15 protein-coding genes are annotated in these 15,778 nt (G+C 69.7%); 2 read left to right on the plus strand and 13 right to left on the minus strand.

Features of this window, described 5'->3' with window-relative positions; genetic code table 11:
* Positions 1-33: 33 nt before the first annotated feature.
* The 8 genes from ACIPWY_RS31325 to ACIPWY_RS31360 all read right to left on the minus strand — a co-directional run bounded on the left by ACIPWY_RS31325 (position 34) and on the right by ACIPWY_RS31360 (position 9,561).
* Positions 34-927, minus strand: a complete 894-nt coding sequence (locus ACIPWY_RS31325; protein WP_393705217.1) for a serine hydrolase — start codon at positions 925-927, stop codon at positions 34-36.
* A gap of 74 nt (positions 928-1,001) precedes the next feature.
* Complete coding sequence (locus ACIPWY_RS31330; protein ID WP_362902039.1) at positions 1,002-2,258, minus strand: MFS transporter; 1,257 nt, start codon at positions 2,256-2,258, stop codon at positions 1,002-1,004.
* Between the two features lie 140 nt (positions 2,259-2,398).
* Entirely contained in the window at positions 2,399-4,054 is a 1,656-nt protein-coding gene (locus tag ACIPWY_RS31335) for a helix-turn-helix domain-containing protein (RefSeq protein WP_362902041.1), read from the minus strand.
* Positions 4,055-4,130: 76 nt separating this feature from the next.
* Positions 4,131-5,237, minus strand: a complete 1,107-nt coding sequence (menC, locus tag ACIPWY_RS31340; protein ID WP_326773172.1) for an o-succinylbenzoate synthase — start codon at positions 5,235-5,237, stop codon at positions 4,131-4,133.
* Complete coding sequence (locus ACIPWY_RS31345) at positions 5,234-6,085, minus strand: GNAT family N-acetyltransferase (RefSeq protein ID WP_393705216.1); 852 nt, start codon at positions 6,083-6,085, stop codon at positions 5,234-5,236. Before ACIPWY_RS31345 ends, menC begins: the two co-directional genes overlap by 4 nt.
* 130 nt (positions 6,086-6,215) lie before the next feature.
* Positions 6,216-7,328 carry a M20 family metallopeptidase gene (locus ACIPWY_RS31350; protein ID WP_393705215.1) on the minus strand — a complete coding sequence of 371 codons (1,113 nt, stop codon included), beginning with the start codon at positions 7,326-7,328 and terminating at the stop codon, positions 6,216-6,218.
* Positions 7,325-8,800 (minus strand): amidohydrolase family protein, encoded by a 1,476-nt coding sequence (locus ACIPWY_RS31355; protein ID WP_393705214.1) that lies wholly within the window; start codon positions 8,798-8,800, stop codon positions 7,325-7,327. The genes ACIPWY_RS31350 and ACIPWY_RS31355 overlap by 4 nt, the downstream gene beginning before the upstream one ends.
* Positions 8,801-9,264: 464 nt before the next feature.
* Entirely contained in the window at positions 9,265-9,561 is a 297-nt protein-coding gene (locus ACIPWY_RS31360) for a hypothetical protein (protein WP_393705213.1), read from the minus strand.
* Positions 9,562-9,823: 262 nt separating this feature from the next.
* On the opposite strand from ACIPWY_RS31360, the gene ACIPWY_RS31365 reads away from it, so the two are divergent.
* Positions 9,824-10,033 carry a hypothetical protein gene (locus tag ACIPWY_RS31365; RefSeq protein ID WP_393705212.1) on the plus strand — a complete coding sequence of 70 codons (210 nt, stop codon included), beginning with the start codon at positions 9,824-9,826 and terminating at the stop codon, positions 10,031-10,033.
* A gap of 14 nt (positions 10,034-10,047) precedes the next feature.
* On the opposite strand, the gene ACIPWY_RS31370 is transcribed toward ACIPWY_RS31365, so the two are convergent.
* From ACIPWY_RS31370 to ACIPWY_RS31380, 3 genes are all read right to left on the minus strand, one after another.
* Entirely contained in the window at positions 10,048-10,305 is a 258-nt protein-coding gene (locus ACIPWY_RS31370) for a hypothetical protein (protein WP_393705211.1), read from the minus strand.
* A 1,269-nt stretch (positions 10,306-11,574) separates the two neighbouring features.
* Complete coding sequence (locus ACIPWY_RS31375) at positions 11,575-12,573, minus strand: LLM class flavin-dependent oxidoreductase (protein WP_393705210.1); 999 nt, start codon at positions 12,571-12,573, stop codon at positions 11,575-11,577.
* 198 nt (positions 12,574-12,771) lie between these two features.
* Positions 12,772-13,173 (minus strand): nuclear transport factor 2 family protein, encoded by a 402-nt coding sequence (locus tag ACIPWY_RS31380; protein ID WP_362910422.1) that lies wholly within the window; start codon positions 13,171-13,173, stop codon positions 12,772-12,774.
* Positions 13,174-13,335: 162 nt separating this feature from the next.
* On the opposite strand from ACIPWY_RS31380, the gene ACIPWY_RS31385 reads away from it, so the two are divergent.
* Complete coding sequence (locus ACIPWY_RS31385) at positions 13,336-13,938, plus strand: TetR/AcrR family transcriptional regulator (RefSeq protein ID WP_362910420.1); 603 nt, start codon at positions 13,336-13,338, stop codon at positions 13,936-13,938.
* Between the two features lie 204 nt (positions 13,939-14,142).
* Here the strand turns inward: ACIPWY_RS31385 and ACIPWY_RS31390 are convergent, their stop codons facing one another.
* Together ACIPWY_RS31390 and ACIPWY_RS31395 are read right to left on the minus strand one after the other, a co-directional pair.
* On the minus strand, positions 14,143-14,727 hold the full coding sequence (locus ACIPWY_RS31390; protein WP_393705209.1) for a TetR/AcrR family transcriptional regulator: 585 nt from the start codon (positions 14,725-14,727) through the stop codon (positions 14,143-14,145).
* Positions 14,728-14,910: 183 nt separating this feature from the next.
* On the minus strand, positions 14,911-15,765 hold the full coding sequence (locus ACIPWY_RS31395; protein WP_393705208.1) for an alpha/beta fold hydrolase: 855 nt from the start codon (positions 15,763-15,765) through the stop codon (positions 14,911-14,913).
* Between the last annotated feature and the right edge of the window lie 13 nt (positions 15,766-15,778).

Here is a 15,778-nt window from a genome sequence, read left to right on the forward strand (position 1 = left end):
GCGACCGACGAAACGCCCGGCCGCCGCTATGGGTTACCGCCTGAGCCAGTCCACCGCCCGGGCGGCGGCGAAACCGATGAAGGCGTCACGCTCGGGAACTCTCGAACGGGCGTCGACGGCCTTGGTGAAGACGCCGACCGCGTACCGGCCACCGTCCGGGTACTCCACCACGCCGATCTCGTTGCGCAGCGAGGGCAGCGTGCCGGTCTTGCCGCTGATCCTGACGTCGTCGTCCGCGAAGCCGGAGCGCAGCCGGTGCGGCCACACCTGCAGTTCCAGCCAGCGCCGGACGTCGGCGCACGCCGTCGCGGGTGCCGCTTCGTCACGCCAGATCAGGCCCAGCAGGCGGGTGCTCTCCGCGGCGGTGGTCCGGCAGGTCTCTTCGGGTGTCAACGCGCGCAGCTTGGCCAGTTGTTCGGCCGGCATCGCGGCCAGGATCCGTTCGTCGTCCTGGTAGTCGATCCCGAGGTCCTCGCCGATCGTGCGCAACAGGTCCCCGCAGTCGTGGGGGACGGCCGTGTGCGGGAGGTCGAGCCGGCGCAGCGTCCCGGCGACCGCGGCCTTTCCTACCTTCCCGAGGATCAGGTCCGTGGCGACGTTGTCGCTGATGCCAATCATCAGGACGGCGAGGTCGTACCAGGACATCGTGACGTCGTGGCGGAACGTCGCGAGGCCGTACGGACTGGCGGTCGGATGTCCCGGTGGCACCGTGATCCGCTCGGCGAGGTCGAGTTCACCGTCGGCCGCCTGCCGGGCAAGTTCCACTGCTACGGGAACCTTGAACACGGACGCGGTGACCACCGGCTCGTCGGCGTCGATGCCCACGTGTCGCGGGCTGTCCAGATCGGCCGCGTGCAGCCATACCTGGACGCCGGCTTCCGCCGCCCGCCCGGTGATTGTCTCGACCAGTTCCGATTCGGTGACCATGGGGCGATACCTTCTGTCTGTCGGGGGTGGAGTTTCTGTCCGGACTGGATCTGTCCGTTGGGAGCGCCGGCCGGCTACTTCGTGGCGGCCGGCGGGAAGTTGAACTGTTCGGCTCGCTGCGGGACCCAGAACGCGATCACCGCGGTGAGCAGCGTGGTGCAGATCAGGAAGCCGAACGCGGCGGTGTAGGAGAACGCGTCCGCCAGCCAGCCCATCGCCAGCGGCGCGATCACGCCGGCGACCTGGCCGCCGAAGTTCGTCATCCCGGAGCCCAGGCCGGCCACCGCCGTGGGAAGCACGCGCAGCGGAAGGCCGAAGACGCACATCGTCGCCATCCCGAACACGCCGACGGCCAAGGTCTCGTAGAGAGTGAACGTCGCCGCGCTGCCCGCCGACACCATCAGAACGAGCAGGACCGCGGTCACCGTCGCGATGGACACCAGGTACCACCTGGCCCTGTCATGGAAGTACCGGTCGAACAGCCAGCCGCCGAAGATGGTCGTCGCGAAGCCCACCAGACTCGGGATCGCCGACAGCACCCCGGTCTCGTTCAGCGACAGGTGTCTGGCCTCGAGCAGATAGCTGGGCACCCAGGTGACCAGGCCGTAGCTGAGCATGTTCATCGCGCAGAACAGCACCGCGAACTTCCACACCGCCGGGGACCTGAGTACTTGTGCGCGCGAGACTGCGGGCGTCGTCGCCGTCGTCTGCGGAAGCCGGCTCAGCCGGTCCGGCAGTGCCTTGGGCAGAAGCGCCCACAACCCGATGCCGATGGCCGCGCCGCAACCCGCCATCCAGAGGAAGGTGTGCCGCCAGCCGATGCCCGTCAGCAGCGGGGCGACGAGCAGGGGCGCGAGGCCGGCGATCCCGCTGGCGGACAGCATCACGCTCGTGGCGGTCCCCCGTCTCGCCGGTGTCGTCCGTTCCGCTATGGCTTTGAACGACGCCGCCGGGAAAGCGCCCTGACAGGCACCGAACAGACCGCGGAACAGCAGGAGCAGACCGAATGTGCCGGCCATCCCGGTCAGCGCGGTGAACAGCGACCACAGCACGAGCGTGATCAGCATGGGTCCGCGGGAGCCGTACCGATCGGCAAGGAAACCGGCGGGTATCTGGCAGATCATGTAGACCAGCGCGAAGACGGTGACGAGCGAGCCCTGTGCCGTCTTGCCGAGTTGGAACTCCTCTCCGATCGACGGCAGAGCCATGCTGATCGAGAAACGGTCGATGTAGTCGATCGACCAGGCGCACAGCATGACCACCATCGTGATCGTTGCCGTCCGGTTGACCCGCTTCGGTGTCCAGGTGTCCTCGGTGATCACCGCCGTCATGGCTACCTCCGTACCGTTGCGTCGGGGTTGATGGCCCATCCTGGACATCAGGTGACGCAGCGGGTTCGTGGAGTTCCACAAACCTTCAGGTGGTGTTCGGGCGGTGCGGACGAACGTTGTCCTGGTGCGGCCTCCGGCTTCTACTCGTGGTGGCGAGCAGGGTGGAGCCGGAGTTGCAGCATCGCCGCGAACCGCTCGCCGGGGTCGTCCAGATTGATCTCACCGACCTCCGCGACCCGTCGCAGCCGGTACCGGAAGGTGTTGGGGTGCACGTACGCCGCGGCGGAAGCGGCGGCGACGTCGCCGAAGGCGTCCAGCCAGCACGAGAGCGTGTGGACGAGCTGCGACTGGTGCCGGGCGTCGTAGTCGAGCAGGCGGGCGACGGGGCCGGTCGCCACGTCCCCGCGCGCGGCGGCCAGGTCGGCGAGGTCGAGCATGAGTGCGTCGACCTGGACCTCCTCCGCCGTGGCCACGCGCCGGGCGCCCCCGTTGGCGAGCAGCACCCGCAGCGCGCGGTCCGCGCCGTCACGCGAGCGGCTGAGCACGGAGCCGTCGGGAGCGGGCGGGCCGATGCCGATCGCCGCGTCCACGCGCTGCCCGGTGCGCTCGAGGAAGGTCGACGCGACGCGGACCGACCGCTCCCGGCAGTCCGTCTGGCTCCCCGGCATCGGCACGATGCCGTAGGCCACGTCGCCCACCAGCGCCACGGCCGAGCGCGCCTGGACCGCGCTCAGATGCATGGCCAGCGCGTCGGCGACGCGCTGGCGGTCCGCGACCCGGCGCAGACCGTCCTCCGTCGACGGATCGGCTTCCGATCCGCCGAACAGCCCCAGGGCGAGCACGATCGCGGGCTGTCCCACGAGCCCGAGCCGCGCAATCGCCTCCGGTGCCCCGGTGCCGCCTTCCAGCGCGGTGCTCACCAGATCGGCGCGCAGCCTGCGTTCGACATCGGCGCCCGCGCGCAGGCGCAACATGTGGAGCGCGACGAGCTTTCCGGCGTCGATCAGCGCCTGCGTCCGCTCCTTGGACAGGGGCCCGGGCACCGCGGCCCAGATCGAGCCGAGGATCTCGTCGCCGGCCCGCACAGCGAGCGCCACCCGGGGAACGGTCATCGACTCGTCGTGGAGCGGATCGACGTACACGGGCGCATGGCCGCGATGAAGTCGCTCGAAGACGCCGTTGCGCGCCAGGCCCAGGGTGAACCGTTCCGGTACCTGGCGCCCCAGGATCGTCTCCACGCGGGACTGGTCCGCCTCGTCCTGGCGGCCGGAGAAGGCGAGCACGCGTGAGCTGCGGTCCTCGATGGTGACCGGCGCGTCCAGGAGCGCGGCCACGGCGTTGGCCAGCGCGAACAGGTCGCCCGACGGCATGCCGCCCAGCGTCTGCGGTGAGATGTCGCCGATGTCTCCCTCGACGAGCAGGGTGCGGAGCATGGCGGCGACCTGCGCCCAGGAGGCTCCGCGGGTGAGTCCGAGCAGGGCGACGCCGGACTCGTCGGCGGCCCGCCGGATCTCCACGGTCGCGGTGAACGGTGACCGGACGACGAGCGCTGCCGCGCCCTTGCTGCCGAGGTCGTACAGGAGGCGGACCACGTCGTCCGGTTCGTGGACGCCCACACCCAGGACGACTGCCCGCGCCGGGAACTGCGCCTCGTCGAGCGGGTCGTGGATGACTACGCCGCTCAGTTGCCGGCGCGTGCTCCCGCCGCCGGCGATCGACTCCAGCAGCACGTCCCCGAGGTCGTCGAGGACGCGCGCCAGGCTTGTGTGTGGCTTGCCAGACGTCGGTGTCAGCACCGCCCAAAGGTAACTCCGGGCGCACCGAAACCTGTTGGTCCGATCCGACCGGATTTCACGGCGAATTCGTCGCGTGCTACGAACCGAGCCACACCTTCGAGGTCGTGACCTCCGCCAGCAGGTCGGGAATCGGCGTGACACCGAGGCCCGGCCCCTGGGGCACCGGCAGGTGTCCGTCCTTCAAGACGAACGGTTCGGTGATGTCGGTCCGGTAGAACCGGTCCGACGCCGAGGTGTCTCCGGGCAGGGTGAACCCGGGCAGCGAGGCGAGCGCGACGTTGGCCGCCCGGCCGAGCCCGGTCTCGATCATGCCACCGCACCACACGGGGATCCCATGGGCGGCGCAGACATCGTGCACCCGCCGCGCCTCGAGGTACCCGCCGACCCGGCCGGGCTTGATGTTCACGATGCGGCAGGCGCCGAGCGTGATCGCGTCGGCAGCGGAGCGGGCGGACACGATCGACTCGTCGAGGCAGACCGGCGTGCGGATGCGACGGGACAGCTCGGCGTGGCCCAGGAGGTCCTCCTCGTCCAGGGGCTGCTCGATGAGGAGGAGCTCGAAGGGATCCAGACGGGCGAGCTGGGACACGTCGGACAGGGTGTACGCCGTGTTGGCGTCGACCTGCAGCAGCACGTCGTCGCCGAAACGCTCCCTCACCGCTCGCACCGGCTCGACGTCCCAACCGGGTTCGATCTTCAGCTTGATCCGCACATAGCCGGCGTCGAGATAGCCGCCCACCACATCAAGGAGTTGGGGGACGGAGTCCATGATGCCGACCGAGACCCCGCACGGAACGGAGTCCCGTGCGGACCCGAGCGCGGCGGCGAAGGACAGGTCGTGTGCTCGCAGTTCGGCGTCGAGCACGGCCATTTCGAGCGCGGCCTTCGCCATCCGGTGACCCTTGAACCTGGCCAGAAGGGGCGCGACCCGGCTCGCGGTGCCCTCGCCCGCCTCCATCAGGGCCGGGACCAGGAAGTTCCGCAGCACGTGTTCGGCACCGTCTACGTATTCCGAGGAGTAGAGCGGCCCTCCCATGGTGACGCACTCGCCCCAGCCCTCGCCGTTCGGCGTCACGACGCGTACGAGCAGCAGTTCCCGTACGTCCTGCGTACCGAATGACGTCCGGAACGGTGCCACCAACGGCATCTGCACACGCAGAAGTTCCACACCACTGGGCTTCATGACGGCTTCTCCCTTGAGACCACGTACCATCCGGCACGATCGAATCCGACGACCCTGGCTTCCTCCGCCATCAGGCCTCCCAACACCTCCCGCAGCGCGACGCGCCACGCCTGGCCCCGGCCCGGGTCCGTGCGCCGGAGTGTCTCGATGTCCGGCGGCACACCCACCAGGACGACCGGCCCGTCGGCCACTGCGGTCAGCGGGCCCCCGTCAGGTGCGACGGACAGGGCGGCTGCCGCACCGTGCTCCCGCAGCGCGGCGGCATCGACCCGGGCGGGCTCACCGAGCGAGGCGGCGGAGGCCGCCGGGCCTGACAGGTCCCAACGGACCATCAGCCGGTCGGTGTCACCGGCGCCGTTGATGCCGTCGCGCATCGGCCCGTAGAAGTCGGGGAGGTAGCGCGCCGGACCGGCGCCGAGCTTGGCCAGGTTGAAATGCGCGTTCCGCCGGACCAGGGGATCGAACGTCCAGGTGATCAGCGAGACGTGCTGGCGCAACGCCCAGGCGCGCTGGTGCAGTTTGAGGGCGAACCCGATGCCCCTGCCGAGGCCTCGCGGCGCGACCCCGGCGATGTGACTGTGCAGGCTCGCCTTGGCCGGGCTGCCGAAGAAGCCGAGGCAGGCTCCCAGGAGCTCGTCCCCTTCATACGCCCCCGCGACATAGTTCCCCGCCGCGGCCATCGCCCGCAGCAGCTCGGTCGTCACCGGTTGGGCACCGGCGCCCGGCTGCCAGATCGAGGCGAAGAGCCGGCAGACCTCGGTCAGGTCGGACACCTCGGTCAGGTCCCGGATTTCCACACGTGAGGCGGCGGCCGCAGCGGTCGCGGCGGCCAGCGCGGCTGCACTCACAGCCGGGGAAACCAGAGCTGACTCATGTGTCGCAAGATCGGTCACGGGACTGTCCTTTCCGGGCTTGCCTGGCGGGCCACGGTGGTGCCGCGCCAGGGTTGTCCGCCGCGTTCGTCGTGGCGCACGGAGCTCATTTCGCCGACACGGCGTCGATCAGGGCGGTCAACAGGGCAGTGCGCCGCGGCAGTTCGGCGACGACGACATGTTCGTCGTCGGCGTGCGCACCGCCGCCCACGGCACCGAGGCCGTCGAGGGTGGGGACCCCGAGTCCGGCGGTGAAGTTCCCGTCCGAGGCACCGCCGACAGCGGCGGCGGTGAGATTTCCGAGACCGAGTTCGGCAGCGAGCGTCGCGGCGAGGTCGAACAGCCCCGAGGACGCGTCCGCCTGCAGCGGCGGGCGGTTGATGCCACCCGAGATCCGGATCCGCGAGCCGTCGAGTACGGGCCTCAGGTCCCGCACGGCCTGATCGACCCGCCGCTGTTCCGCTTCGTCCCACACACGTACGTCGACCGCCACGCCGGCACGCGCGGGAACGGTGTTGGTCGTGGTACCGGCGGACAGGGCCGTCGGCACGACGGTCGTACCCCGTTCGGCGTCGGCGAGTGCGGCGACGGCGAGGATCTGGTGCGCCACCTCCACTCCGGCGTTCACACCCTTCTCCGGTTCGAGCCCGGCGTGCGCGGCCCGGCCGTCCACGTCGATCCGGTACAAGGAGACGCCCTTGCGGCGGCACTTGAGCGCTCCGCCGTCGGCCGACGCCTCCAGCACGAAGACCGCTTCGCAGCCGCGAGCCTCATCCTCGATCAGGCGCCGCGACGACGGGGAGCCGATCTCCTCGTCGCCGGTGAGGAGGACCGAAAGACCCGAGCGGTTCCCGGCGGCCGCGGCGGCGTGCAGCGCCATCACGACGCCCGCCTTCATGTCGAAGCAGCCCGGCCCGCGCAGCACTCCGTCCAGGACGGAGTACGGGTGCGTCTCCAGCGATCCGGCGGGCCACACGGTGTCGTGGTGCCCGAGCAGCAGCACACGCGGCGCCTCGCCGAAGCGCCACCTCAGATGCGTACACCCGTCGATCACCACGCGGTCCGGTTCCGCGTCCAGCAGCCTGCGCCCCAGCGCCGCCACGACGTCTGCGCTGCGGGCGACGGCTTCGTGATCGGAGGACGGCGACTCGCACCGCACCAGGGTCTCGATGTCGGCGAGGAGCGCCTCCACCGTCACTTCGGAACGCGTCGCCGTCATCGCGGCTCACCTCGCAGCGGCTGTCCGGCGAGCGCGTCGACTTGAAGCTCCCCCGCACTGACCACCGGAACACCACCGACGAACAGGTGCCGCACGCCCACGGACGGCCGCGTGGAGTCGAAGTAGGTCGCGCAATCGGTGATCGTCACCGGGTCGAGGACGACGATGTCGGCGTCCGCGCCGACGCCGAGGTGTCCCTTCCCCCGCGCGCCCGACGCCACGTCGTCGAGGACGCGCGCCGGCAGGTGGGCACAGCGCCGGAACGCCTCCGGCCAGTCCCAGGCGCCGCTCTCCCGCACCATCACGCGCAGCGTCTTGGTGAACGTTCCCGCGGTGCGTGGGTGCGTCGTTCCCCCGGGCGGCAGCGGCCACTCGGTGCTGTCGTTGCTGCCGTCGGGCCAGTAGACCGGCATCGCGTCACTGGCGACGATCGCGTCCGGGAAGGCCAGCGCCTGGTGCAGCATCGCGAGATCGCACGAGTTGCCCTCGTCGAGGAACTCCAGAATGCAGGGCGCCCCGGGGTCAGTGTTGCGCAACTGCCGCAGGCGCCCCTCGTCGGCGATGCGTTCGCCCGATTCGAGCATCACGACGCTCGACGGGGACAGGCCCTTCATCCGCAGGCGTTCGGCGTCGAGGAAGGCCGCGCCGATCGCGGTGCTGCCCGCCCCGTAGGGGTAGGCCTCGACCGTCACCCGGGATCCCGACCGCCGTGAGCCGTCCAACGCGCCGAGTACCCGGTCGATGTGGTGGCCCGACGTGCTGTTGACGTGGCAGTGGTGCATCGCGGCGCCGGTCTCGGCCGCGGCGATGACGATCTCCTCGGAGCCGTCCGCCGGAGTGCCGGGATCCACCTCGACCAGCTCACGGACGTGGGTGTACGTCGGCACACCGGCCTTCGCGGCGAGCCGGGCGACGGCGAGGAACTCGGCCGGATCACTGTGCGGCGCGTACCCGAGGAGGACTCCGATACCGAGCGCTCCTGCGGCCAGTTCACCCTCGATCAGGGCCAGCCATTCGGCGAGTTCACGATCGGTGGAGGAGCGCTGCCATGCGGGGTTTCCCAGCACCGCGAGGCCGCTCCCGATCTGTGCGTCGGGCTGAATACCGGCGAGCACCTGGGCCCGGGCGCCGCCCCACGAGGCGGAAAAGCCGTAGTGCAGCGGGCGTCCGTCCGCGGCGGCCTCGGCGTACGCACGCCCGATGGGCATGAGGCCCGACTCCAGGTCGAGGGCCGTCGTCACACCGTCCATGGCCTGCAGCCGCTGCCCCGCGACGGAGTGCACGTGGCTGTGCAGGTCGACGAACCCCGGACCGACGATCAACCCCGTGACGTCGACGACCTCGCATCCCGGTGGCACGTCGAGCCCCGCGGCCACAGCTCTGACCACGCCGTCGGACACGAGGACGTCGGCGATGCCGTCGAACCCTGTTCCCGGATCAATGACACGGCCGCCACGCAAAAGTGTCTGCACGCTTTCGTCTCCTCGTCGAGGACGCACTGGAGCACCTGCTGGTCTCCAGTGCGACCCTAGGAGGGGGATCAGGCACCGCTGTTGGTCCATGCCGACGAATCCGTGGCCGCCTGTTCATACGCGCCGACGAACCCGGCCCGGAGCACCGCGAATGCCCCGGGTCGCACGTGAACGGCCACTGCCGTCCGGCCGCCGCTTCCGTGGGGTGGTCGCGGAGCAGCGCACGCGTGGGCAGACCGGTGGCAGCCAGGCCGAGGAAGACTGTGTCGGCCACCAAGGCGACCGCCGCGCCGGCGGAGATTTGAGGTGCGGCACCGGTGAGGCCGTGGGCGAGGGGAATGAGCGTGGTCCAGGCGATGCCGGCGCCGAGCCGGAGACCAGTGGCGGCCATCAGGAGTGCTTCCCAGCGCATCGTGCTCGGCTACTGCAGTCCGGTACGGGGTGGGGAAAACCCCGGTCCGAGCTCAGACGGAGGCGGTCGCGACCGCGAGGCCGAAGCCGATCAGCACGACGCCTGTGGTCCGCCCCGGAGCGCGGCGGATCCGCGGCTTCTCGAGGGTCCGCTCGCCCTTGGACAGCAGGAACACGTAGCTGCGCATCCAGGCGAGCGTGAGTGCGGCGTGGAGGACGACGAGGAGCGTCATGGCCCAGGTTGCCGGAAGTCGGGGCGGCGGCTCGGCCTGCCGCCCCACGTGATCAAGCAGAACCAGGCCCCGATGCACCAGCACCGCCGCCTCGCCGTCCTCCGCGGTGTCCTGCACGAGACCCTGCGCTGCGAACTCGAATTGCGGCCTCGCTCGTCCTGCTCTATGCCCAACCCGTCTGTCGCATTGTCCGGTTGACCACCGAGGACGTCATCGACGACGGTGACGCCCTCATCGTCCGACTCGGAGACCGCCGTCGTCGCTGCCCGGACCCGTCGCCAGTCTCGTTCGCGCCTACCTTGCGGAACAGCCCCGGCTCACCCGCGCCAGCAGCCGCAGCACGGCCTGGCTGTTCCCCGGCCGGCAGCCCGGGCACCCGATGGACCCGACCAGCCTGCTCGACCAACTCCGAGCCGCCGGAGTTCCAGCCCAGCGTGGCCGGGCCTCAGCGATCCGCCACCTCGTCCTTCAAGCCCCCGCACCCGTCGTCGCCCGGGCCCTTGGCTACCACGACAAGACCACCGTCCACCTCGTCACGGAGGCCGGCGGAACCTGGAGCCGATACGCCCCCGGTGACCACGCACGGTGACGCCAGGACCGACCTCACCGAGTCCAGTTGTGGAAGCGCGCCCGCTTGGGCCCGCACGCGCCGTCGGCGAGGGCCTTGTCGTAGCGCCGCTGCACGGCGGCGTCGATCTCGGCCTTCGGCGCATTCAGGGGGATGTAGGACCCGGAGTAGACGACGCACGATGAGTCGTAGACCGGCCACAGCGCCCACGAGCCGAACGCGACGACGGCGGCCGTCACGGTGAGCACGGCTGCGACTCGGCGGCGTGGCGTGGAGAGAAGACGGAATATCACCAGCGGATGGTAGGGAACGGCGCAGAGGCAGCGGACGACCGGGGCCTTGCCAGTAAACGATGGCACCCTCGGCGACCACACACGGTGACACCACGACTGACCTCACCGAGGAATACGCGACGCGTCAACATGCGAGCCCACCAGTCCCGAGGGCCTACCCGCCGCGCACGCGCCCGACGCTCGCAGGGGTACGCGGGAAGGCCAGAGTCGCATTGACCCTAGCTGGAGCGGGTAGCGTCGGGCAGTGGCCCTTGCGGCCGGCGAATGGCGCGCGTAGAGCGGTGACCGGCGTCATTCGGCTTCGCAGAGCGGTTGCCCGTGGTGGGGCGCCGGGAAGTCCCTCTGGGCCGGGGGGAGTCGCTCCACGGACGCGCAAAGCCCTGACAGGCGGATAAGGAATCGAAGAGCCACCGCCCGCGCGTGGCAACCTTGAAGAGCGTAGACAGGTGGCGAACGGCATTTGCTGCGTTCCCATTTATGAGCGACGTCGCTCAACGGAGCACACAACTTGCCCGAGCAACCCGCACTTGACTGGGGGTCAAGGGGTCGCAGGTTCAAATCCTGTCGTCCCGACAGTTCGAACGTATCGAACGTCGCAGGTGAAGGGCCGTTTCCGAACGGCCCTTTTTCTGTTCCCGGGGCCCGCTCCCTGGGAGCGACGGGAGGGAGCACGCTCCCTCCCAGTCCCCATTACGGATTGCTCCCACTCGGGGCCACTGGCCCCATTTCGATTTCTTGGCCACGCGTTTGTTCCCAACCACGTCTCCGACCAGCGCGAGTGGTTCAAAGGGCGGTGCAGGCAGGCCCCTGCTCCGCGCTGCGCAAGCGATTCCACTTCCAGCCAGGCAAGGGCGAGTGCGGTGACCTGCCACCCAACGACTGGGAGTCCATTTTCGGCGGCCCGGCCTGGACCCGTCTCCCGGACGGCGACTCGCCCTCCCCGCCCCGCGCGCTGCTCCGCAGACACGACGCGCCGCTGATACGCGGCGGGGTGGTCGGCGGACTCGCCATCACCAGCCCCAGGGACCCACCGCGAGAGGCTGCGGAGAGCGGGTTCCGTCAGATCGCCCGCCGGGTCGACCTGTTCGGTCATCGGCTTCGCCATCACGATGACCTCGCTGGTCGTCTTCCTGATGGCGCTGCCTCACATCACGTGGCCTCGACCTCACCGGACAAGGACGCAAACGCTGGAAGCCCGCGCTCCAGGCCTTCGACAGCGCCTTCGACAGTCAACTCTCTGTCGGCCGCCGACAACTGACACCGCCCGAGTTACACCGTCGTCGGGACTGCCCCGGCGATGGCGATGAAGCGTGTGAGTTCGCCGGGGATGTCGGGGCCGGTGGGCTGGTAGACGATTTCTGTGATGCCGTCTTGGGCGTAGGCGCTGAGCTGGTCGCGGATGCGGTCGGGCGTTCCGGTGACGGTGGTGGCGGTGACTGCCTGCCAGCTTCCGGCGTTCCAGGCGGCGTTGTCGGCTGCGTTGAGGTCGGTGAGGTGCTGATCGTGTACGGCGAGATGGCGTTCATTGTGGGGACGCGCGGTGATGCTGTCCAGCCAGGCTTGTCCGCCGGGCAGGGAGGTGGCGTCACCGCCGAATTCGTAGGCAGCATGGTAGGCGAGGGCGTTGCCCGGGCCGGCGGCTGCACGGACGCGGGGGGAGTCGAGTGATTCGCCCTCGCTCAGGACGGTGCCATGGATGCCCAGGGCGGACCAGGTGAACTCGTGGGCGTGAGCGGTTTCGCCGTTGACGGTGAAGAGGCCGTCAGCGATCTCGTGGGTGACAGCGAGACCCTTGGGGCCGAGAGCGGACACCAGCACCGGGGTGTCGATGGGGCGCCGCGGTGCATTCGCACCGGGATGCAACATGCGGATGGGGGCGCCGTCCCATTGCACGGTGTCACCGCGCAGCAGGCCCCGTACGGCTCGGACGTACCTGCTGAGGTAGGACCAGGTGGCCGGGGGTGCTCCAAGAGCGCGCGTGCCGTTGAACCCGGTGCCGAACGCGAGGGCCACACGGCCAGGCGCGACGGCGGCGAGTGTGGCGGCGCCAGAGGCGTTGACCATCGGATGCCGCAGTGTCGGGACGAGGACGCCGGGTCCGAGGCCGATGCGGTGGGTGCGTTCGGCAGCCAGCGCCAGCATCGCCCAGACGTCGGGGCTTTGGGCGGGGGTGTCGTGGAGCCAGGCGCGGTGGTATCCCAACTGCTCTGCGACGGTGATGTGTTCGGGAGAGTGCAAGGAGGTGGCGAACTGACAGGACACGTCCATCGTTGAGGCTCCTTGGAGAGGAAGGCAACGCCGCCCCGCGGGCTGGTGCCCGGGCTTCCGAGCCGTGCGGGACTTGGCGTCCACGAACCGCTGCTGCTGTTGCACGTTCCGCGAACGGCCGGGTTCCTGGGTGACCGGCGTCAGCCGGGGCACTCAGTGGAACGGTTGAAGCACCGTCTGTGCATGCGGCTCTACCGGTCAGCTGCCGGGCGGGAACTGGTCGCCGAACATCGGCAGGCCGCTGACGGACTCGGCGCGGGTGGCCTCGTCCTGCAGGACGTCCCAGTGCTCGGCGAGTCTGCCGTTCTCGATGCGCACCACGTCGGCCGCCACCGAGGCGGCGGGGCTGCCGTTGCCGGTGAAGCGGCCGTAGAGCATGACGTGGTCGCCTTCGGCGAGCACGAGCTGGTGCTCGTAGCGCAGCGTGTCCGGCAGGGAGCGGATCAGGTCGAACAGCCCCGCACGCCCTGGTGCGATGTGCGCGCTGTGCTGGATGTAGCGCTCGGACCAGAAGTCTTCGGCGGCGGTGTAGTCACGCTGGTTGAACAGTGTGTCGAATGCATTCAGGACCAGTGTCTTGTTCTGTTCGGGTGTAGTCATGTCGGCCTCCACGAGGTAACCGATGGGACCCATCGCCCACATTACAATGTCGATCGACATTGTTTCTACGCCCACTGCGTTGGCGATGTCAATGACGATCGACATTGAGATCTTCGGTCCGGCTCGCTACAGTCCTCCCAAGACTGAGCTCGGGAGGAGACCGTGGGCGTCTCGAAGCAGCAAGTAGCAGAGAACCGAGAGGCGATCATCGCCGCCGCGGACGGACTGTTCCGCGAGCGCGGCGTCGCTGCCGTCGGCCTCGTCGAGCTGATGCGCGCGGCCGGAATGACGCGTGGCGGCTTCTACAACCACTTCGCCTCGAAAGATGCGCTCGTCGACGCGGTCGTCACCCAGGCCATGGCGGACGGGTTCGACAACCTCGACGGAGCCATCACGGCATCCCAGACCCGCGGCAGCGACCCGCTCGCAGAACAGATCGACTGGTACCTGTCGCCTGAGCACCGTGCCGACATCGAGCACGGCTGCCCCAACACAGGCTTCGCCGGCGACGCCCGCCGACTGGACCCGGCCGCCCGCGCCCACTACGCGAAGGGCCTGGCGGCCAACCTCGACCGTTTCACGCAGATCGTCCAAGCGCCCGGACTCGACGAAGGCGAGCGGCGAGCGCGCGCCATCGCACTTTTCAGCGAGATGGCCGGTGCCCTGCTGCTGTCGCGCGCCGTCGCCGATGCCGACCCGGCCCTCGCCGACGAAATCCTCGACAGCGCACGCACCGACCTACGCAGCCGCACCAGTACCGCGTAAGGCCGCGATAGGTGGTCTTCTCGCGGTGTTTCATCCGTGAATGAGCGCGGGGGTGGACGTCAGGATCCGTCGGTGCTTCCACCGCCCAGCGTTTCGGGGCCGCAGAGGATGGCCCTCGGGCGCCCCGGGTGAGCTGGTCCTTTGCGGGGGCTTCGGAGTCTCACCGGATTTCTCACCGGATTACTGCCCGGCGTCCACCAGTTCCTAGTCCCTGGCTGCGGCGTCGAACAGCGCTGCGGCTGCCGCGCGGGCGGTCGTCGCCGCGGACGGGTCGCGGTCCATCCGTGCCGAGACCCCGGCGCCGTCGTACAGAAGGTGCAGCTGCCGTGCCAGGCCCTCGGCGTCGGCGACGCCGGCCTCGCGGGCCAGGTCGGTGAACATGGCGCGTACCCACTGCCGGTAGCGGTCTGCGGCGCATTCGACCGGGCTGCCGGGCTGGGCCTCGGCGCTGGCGGTCATGTGGGCGCAGCCGTTGAAGTCGGGCTCGGTGAACAGCTGGCCCTGGGCGTCGAAGACGCCCAGGAGTCGTTCACGGGGGGTGCGGAAACGGGTCAGGGCGCGTTCGACCTGTTCGCGGGTGTTGGCGTGGCGGGCGTCCAGGTATGCCTGGATCAGTTCTTCCTTGCTGCCGAACAGGTTGTAGAGGGATGCCTTGGCGACGCCGGCCTTCTGCACGATGCGGTCGATGCCGACGCTCTGCACGCCTTCGCTGTAGAACAGCTCGTCGGCGGCGGCCAGCAGACGCTCGCGCGCGGATGGTTTCGGTGCGGTAGCAGTCTTGGTCGGCACGGCGCGCTCTCTTTCCATTTCGGACTCGCGGTCCAGTCTACGGCTCCGTTCGGGGGCTTTCCCGCTCCCAGCCTGCACAACAAGACTAGACAGGTCTGTCTTCCCAAGTGGCGGGTGGGGGCGGTCACCACAGCACGGTGACCGCCCCCACCCGCCGGGCCTGCTGGTTCGTGGGCTCTGCTTCTAGCGGTCGAGGAAGAGCGTGGTGTGGGTGACGAACCGGTCGGGGTACTGGAAGTGGGCGCCGTGGTTGGCGTCCGGGTAGAGGATCAGCTCGGCGTCCGGGAGGAACTGCTGGAGGATGTAGGAGTTGATCGTCGGGATGATGATGTCGTCGTTGCCGTTGACCACCAGGACCGGGATCGTGATGTTCTTCAGGATCGCGTAGGCGGGGTCCTTGGTGGTGCCGTAGGTGTGGATCGCGGTGCCCTGACCGGCGAAGACCTGCTCGCCGAACGGGGAGGCGTCACGGTCCTTGCGGGCCAGGATCCGCTCGACGTAGGCGCGGCCGGCCTGCTGGCTGGTCTCACTCGGGGCGAACAGGACCGGCAGCCACATGTCTTCCTGCTGGTCCAGCGTGACGCCGAACAGGGCGGCGGTCTCGGCCGGCATCTCGCCGATGCTGACGCCGCCGCGCGGGCCGGTGCCGACCAGAACCAGCTTGCGGGCCAGATCGGGGCGCTGGAGGGCGACCTGCTGGGCGACCAGGCCGCCCATCGAGTGGCCGACCAGGTCCACGTTCGTCAGGCCGAGGGCGTCGATGAAGGCGCCAGCGTCGGTGGCCATCTGCTCGATGGTGTCCGGGACGGTGCCGCTGGTGGAGGCCACGCCGGTGTTGTTGAACAGGATGACCTCACGGTCGACGGCGAAGCCGTCGCTGATCGCCGGGTCGTGGTCGTCGAGGTTGCCGACGAAGTGCTGGAAGAACACCACCGGGGTGCGGCCGGCGGCCGTGTTGCCGAAGTGCCGGTAGGCGAAGCGGATGCCGCCGGCCTCGACGAACTGGGTCGGGGCGGTGTCGTGGGTGTAGTCGGTCATGGGCGGCGCTTCT

The organism is Streptomyces sp. NPDC090032 (genome assembly GCF_044748025.1).
In the GTDB taxonomy this organism is placed as follows: domain Bacteria; phylum Actinomycetota; class Actinomycetes; order Streptomycetales; family Streptomycetaceae; genus Streptomyces.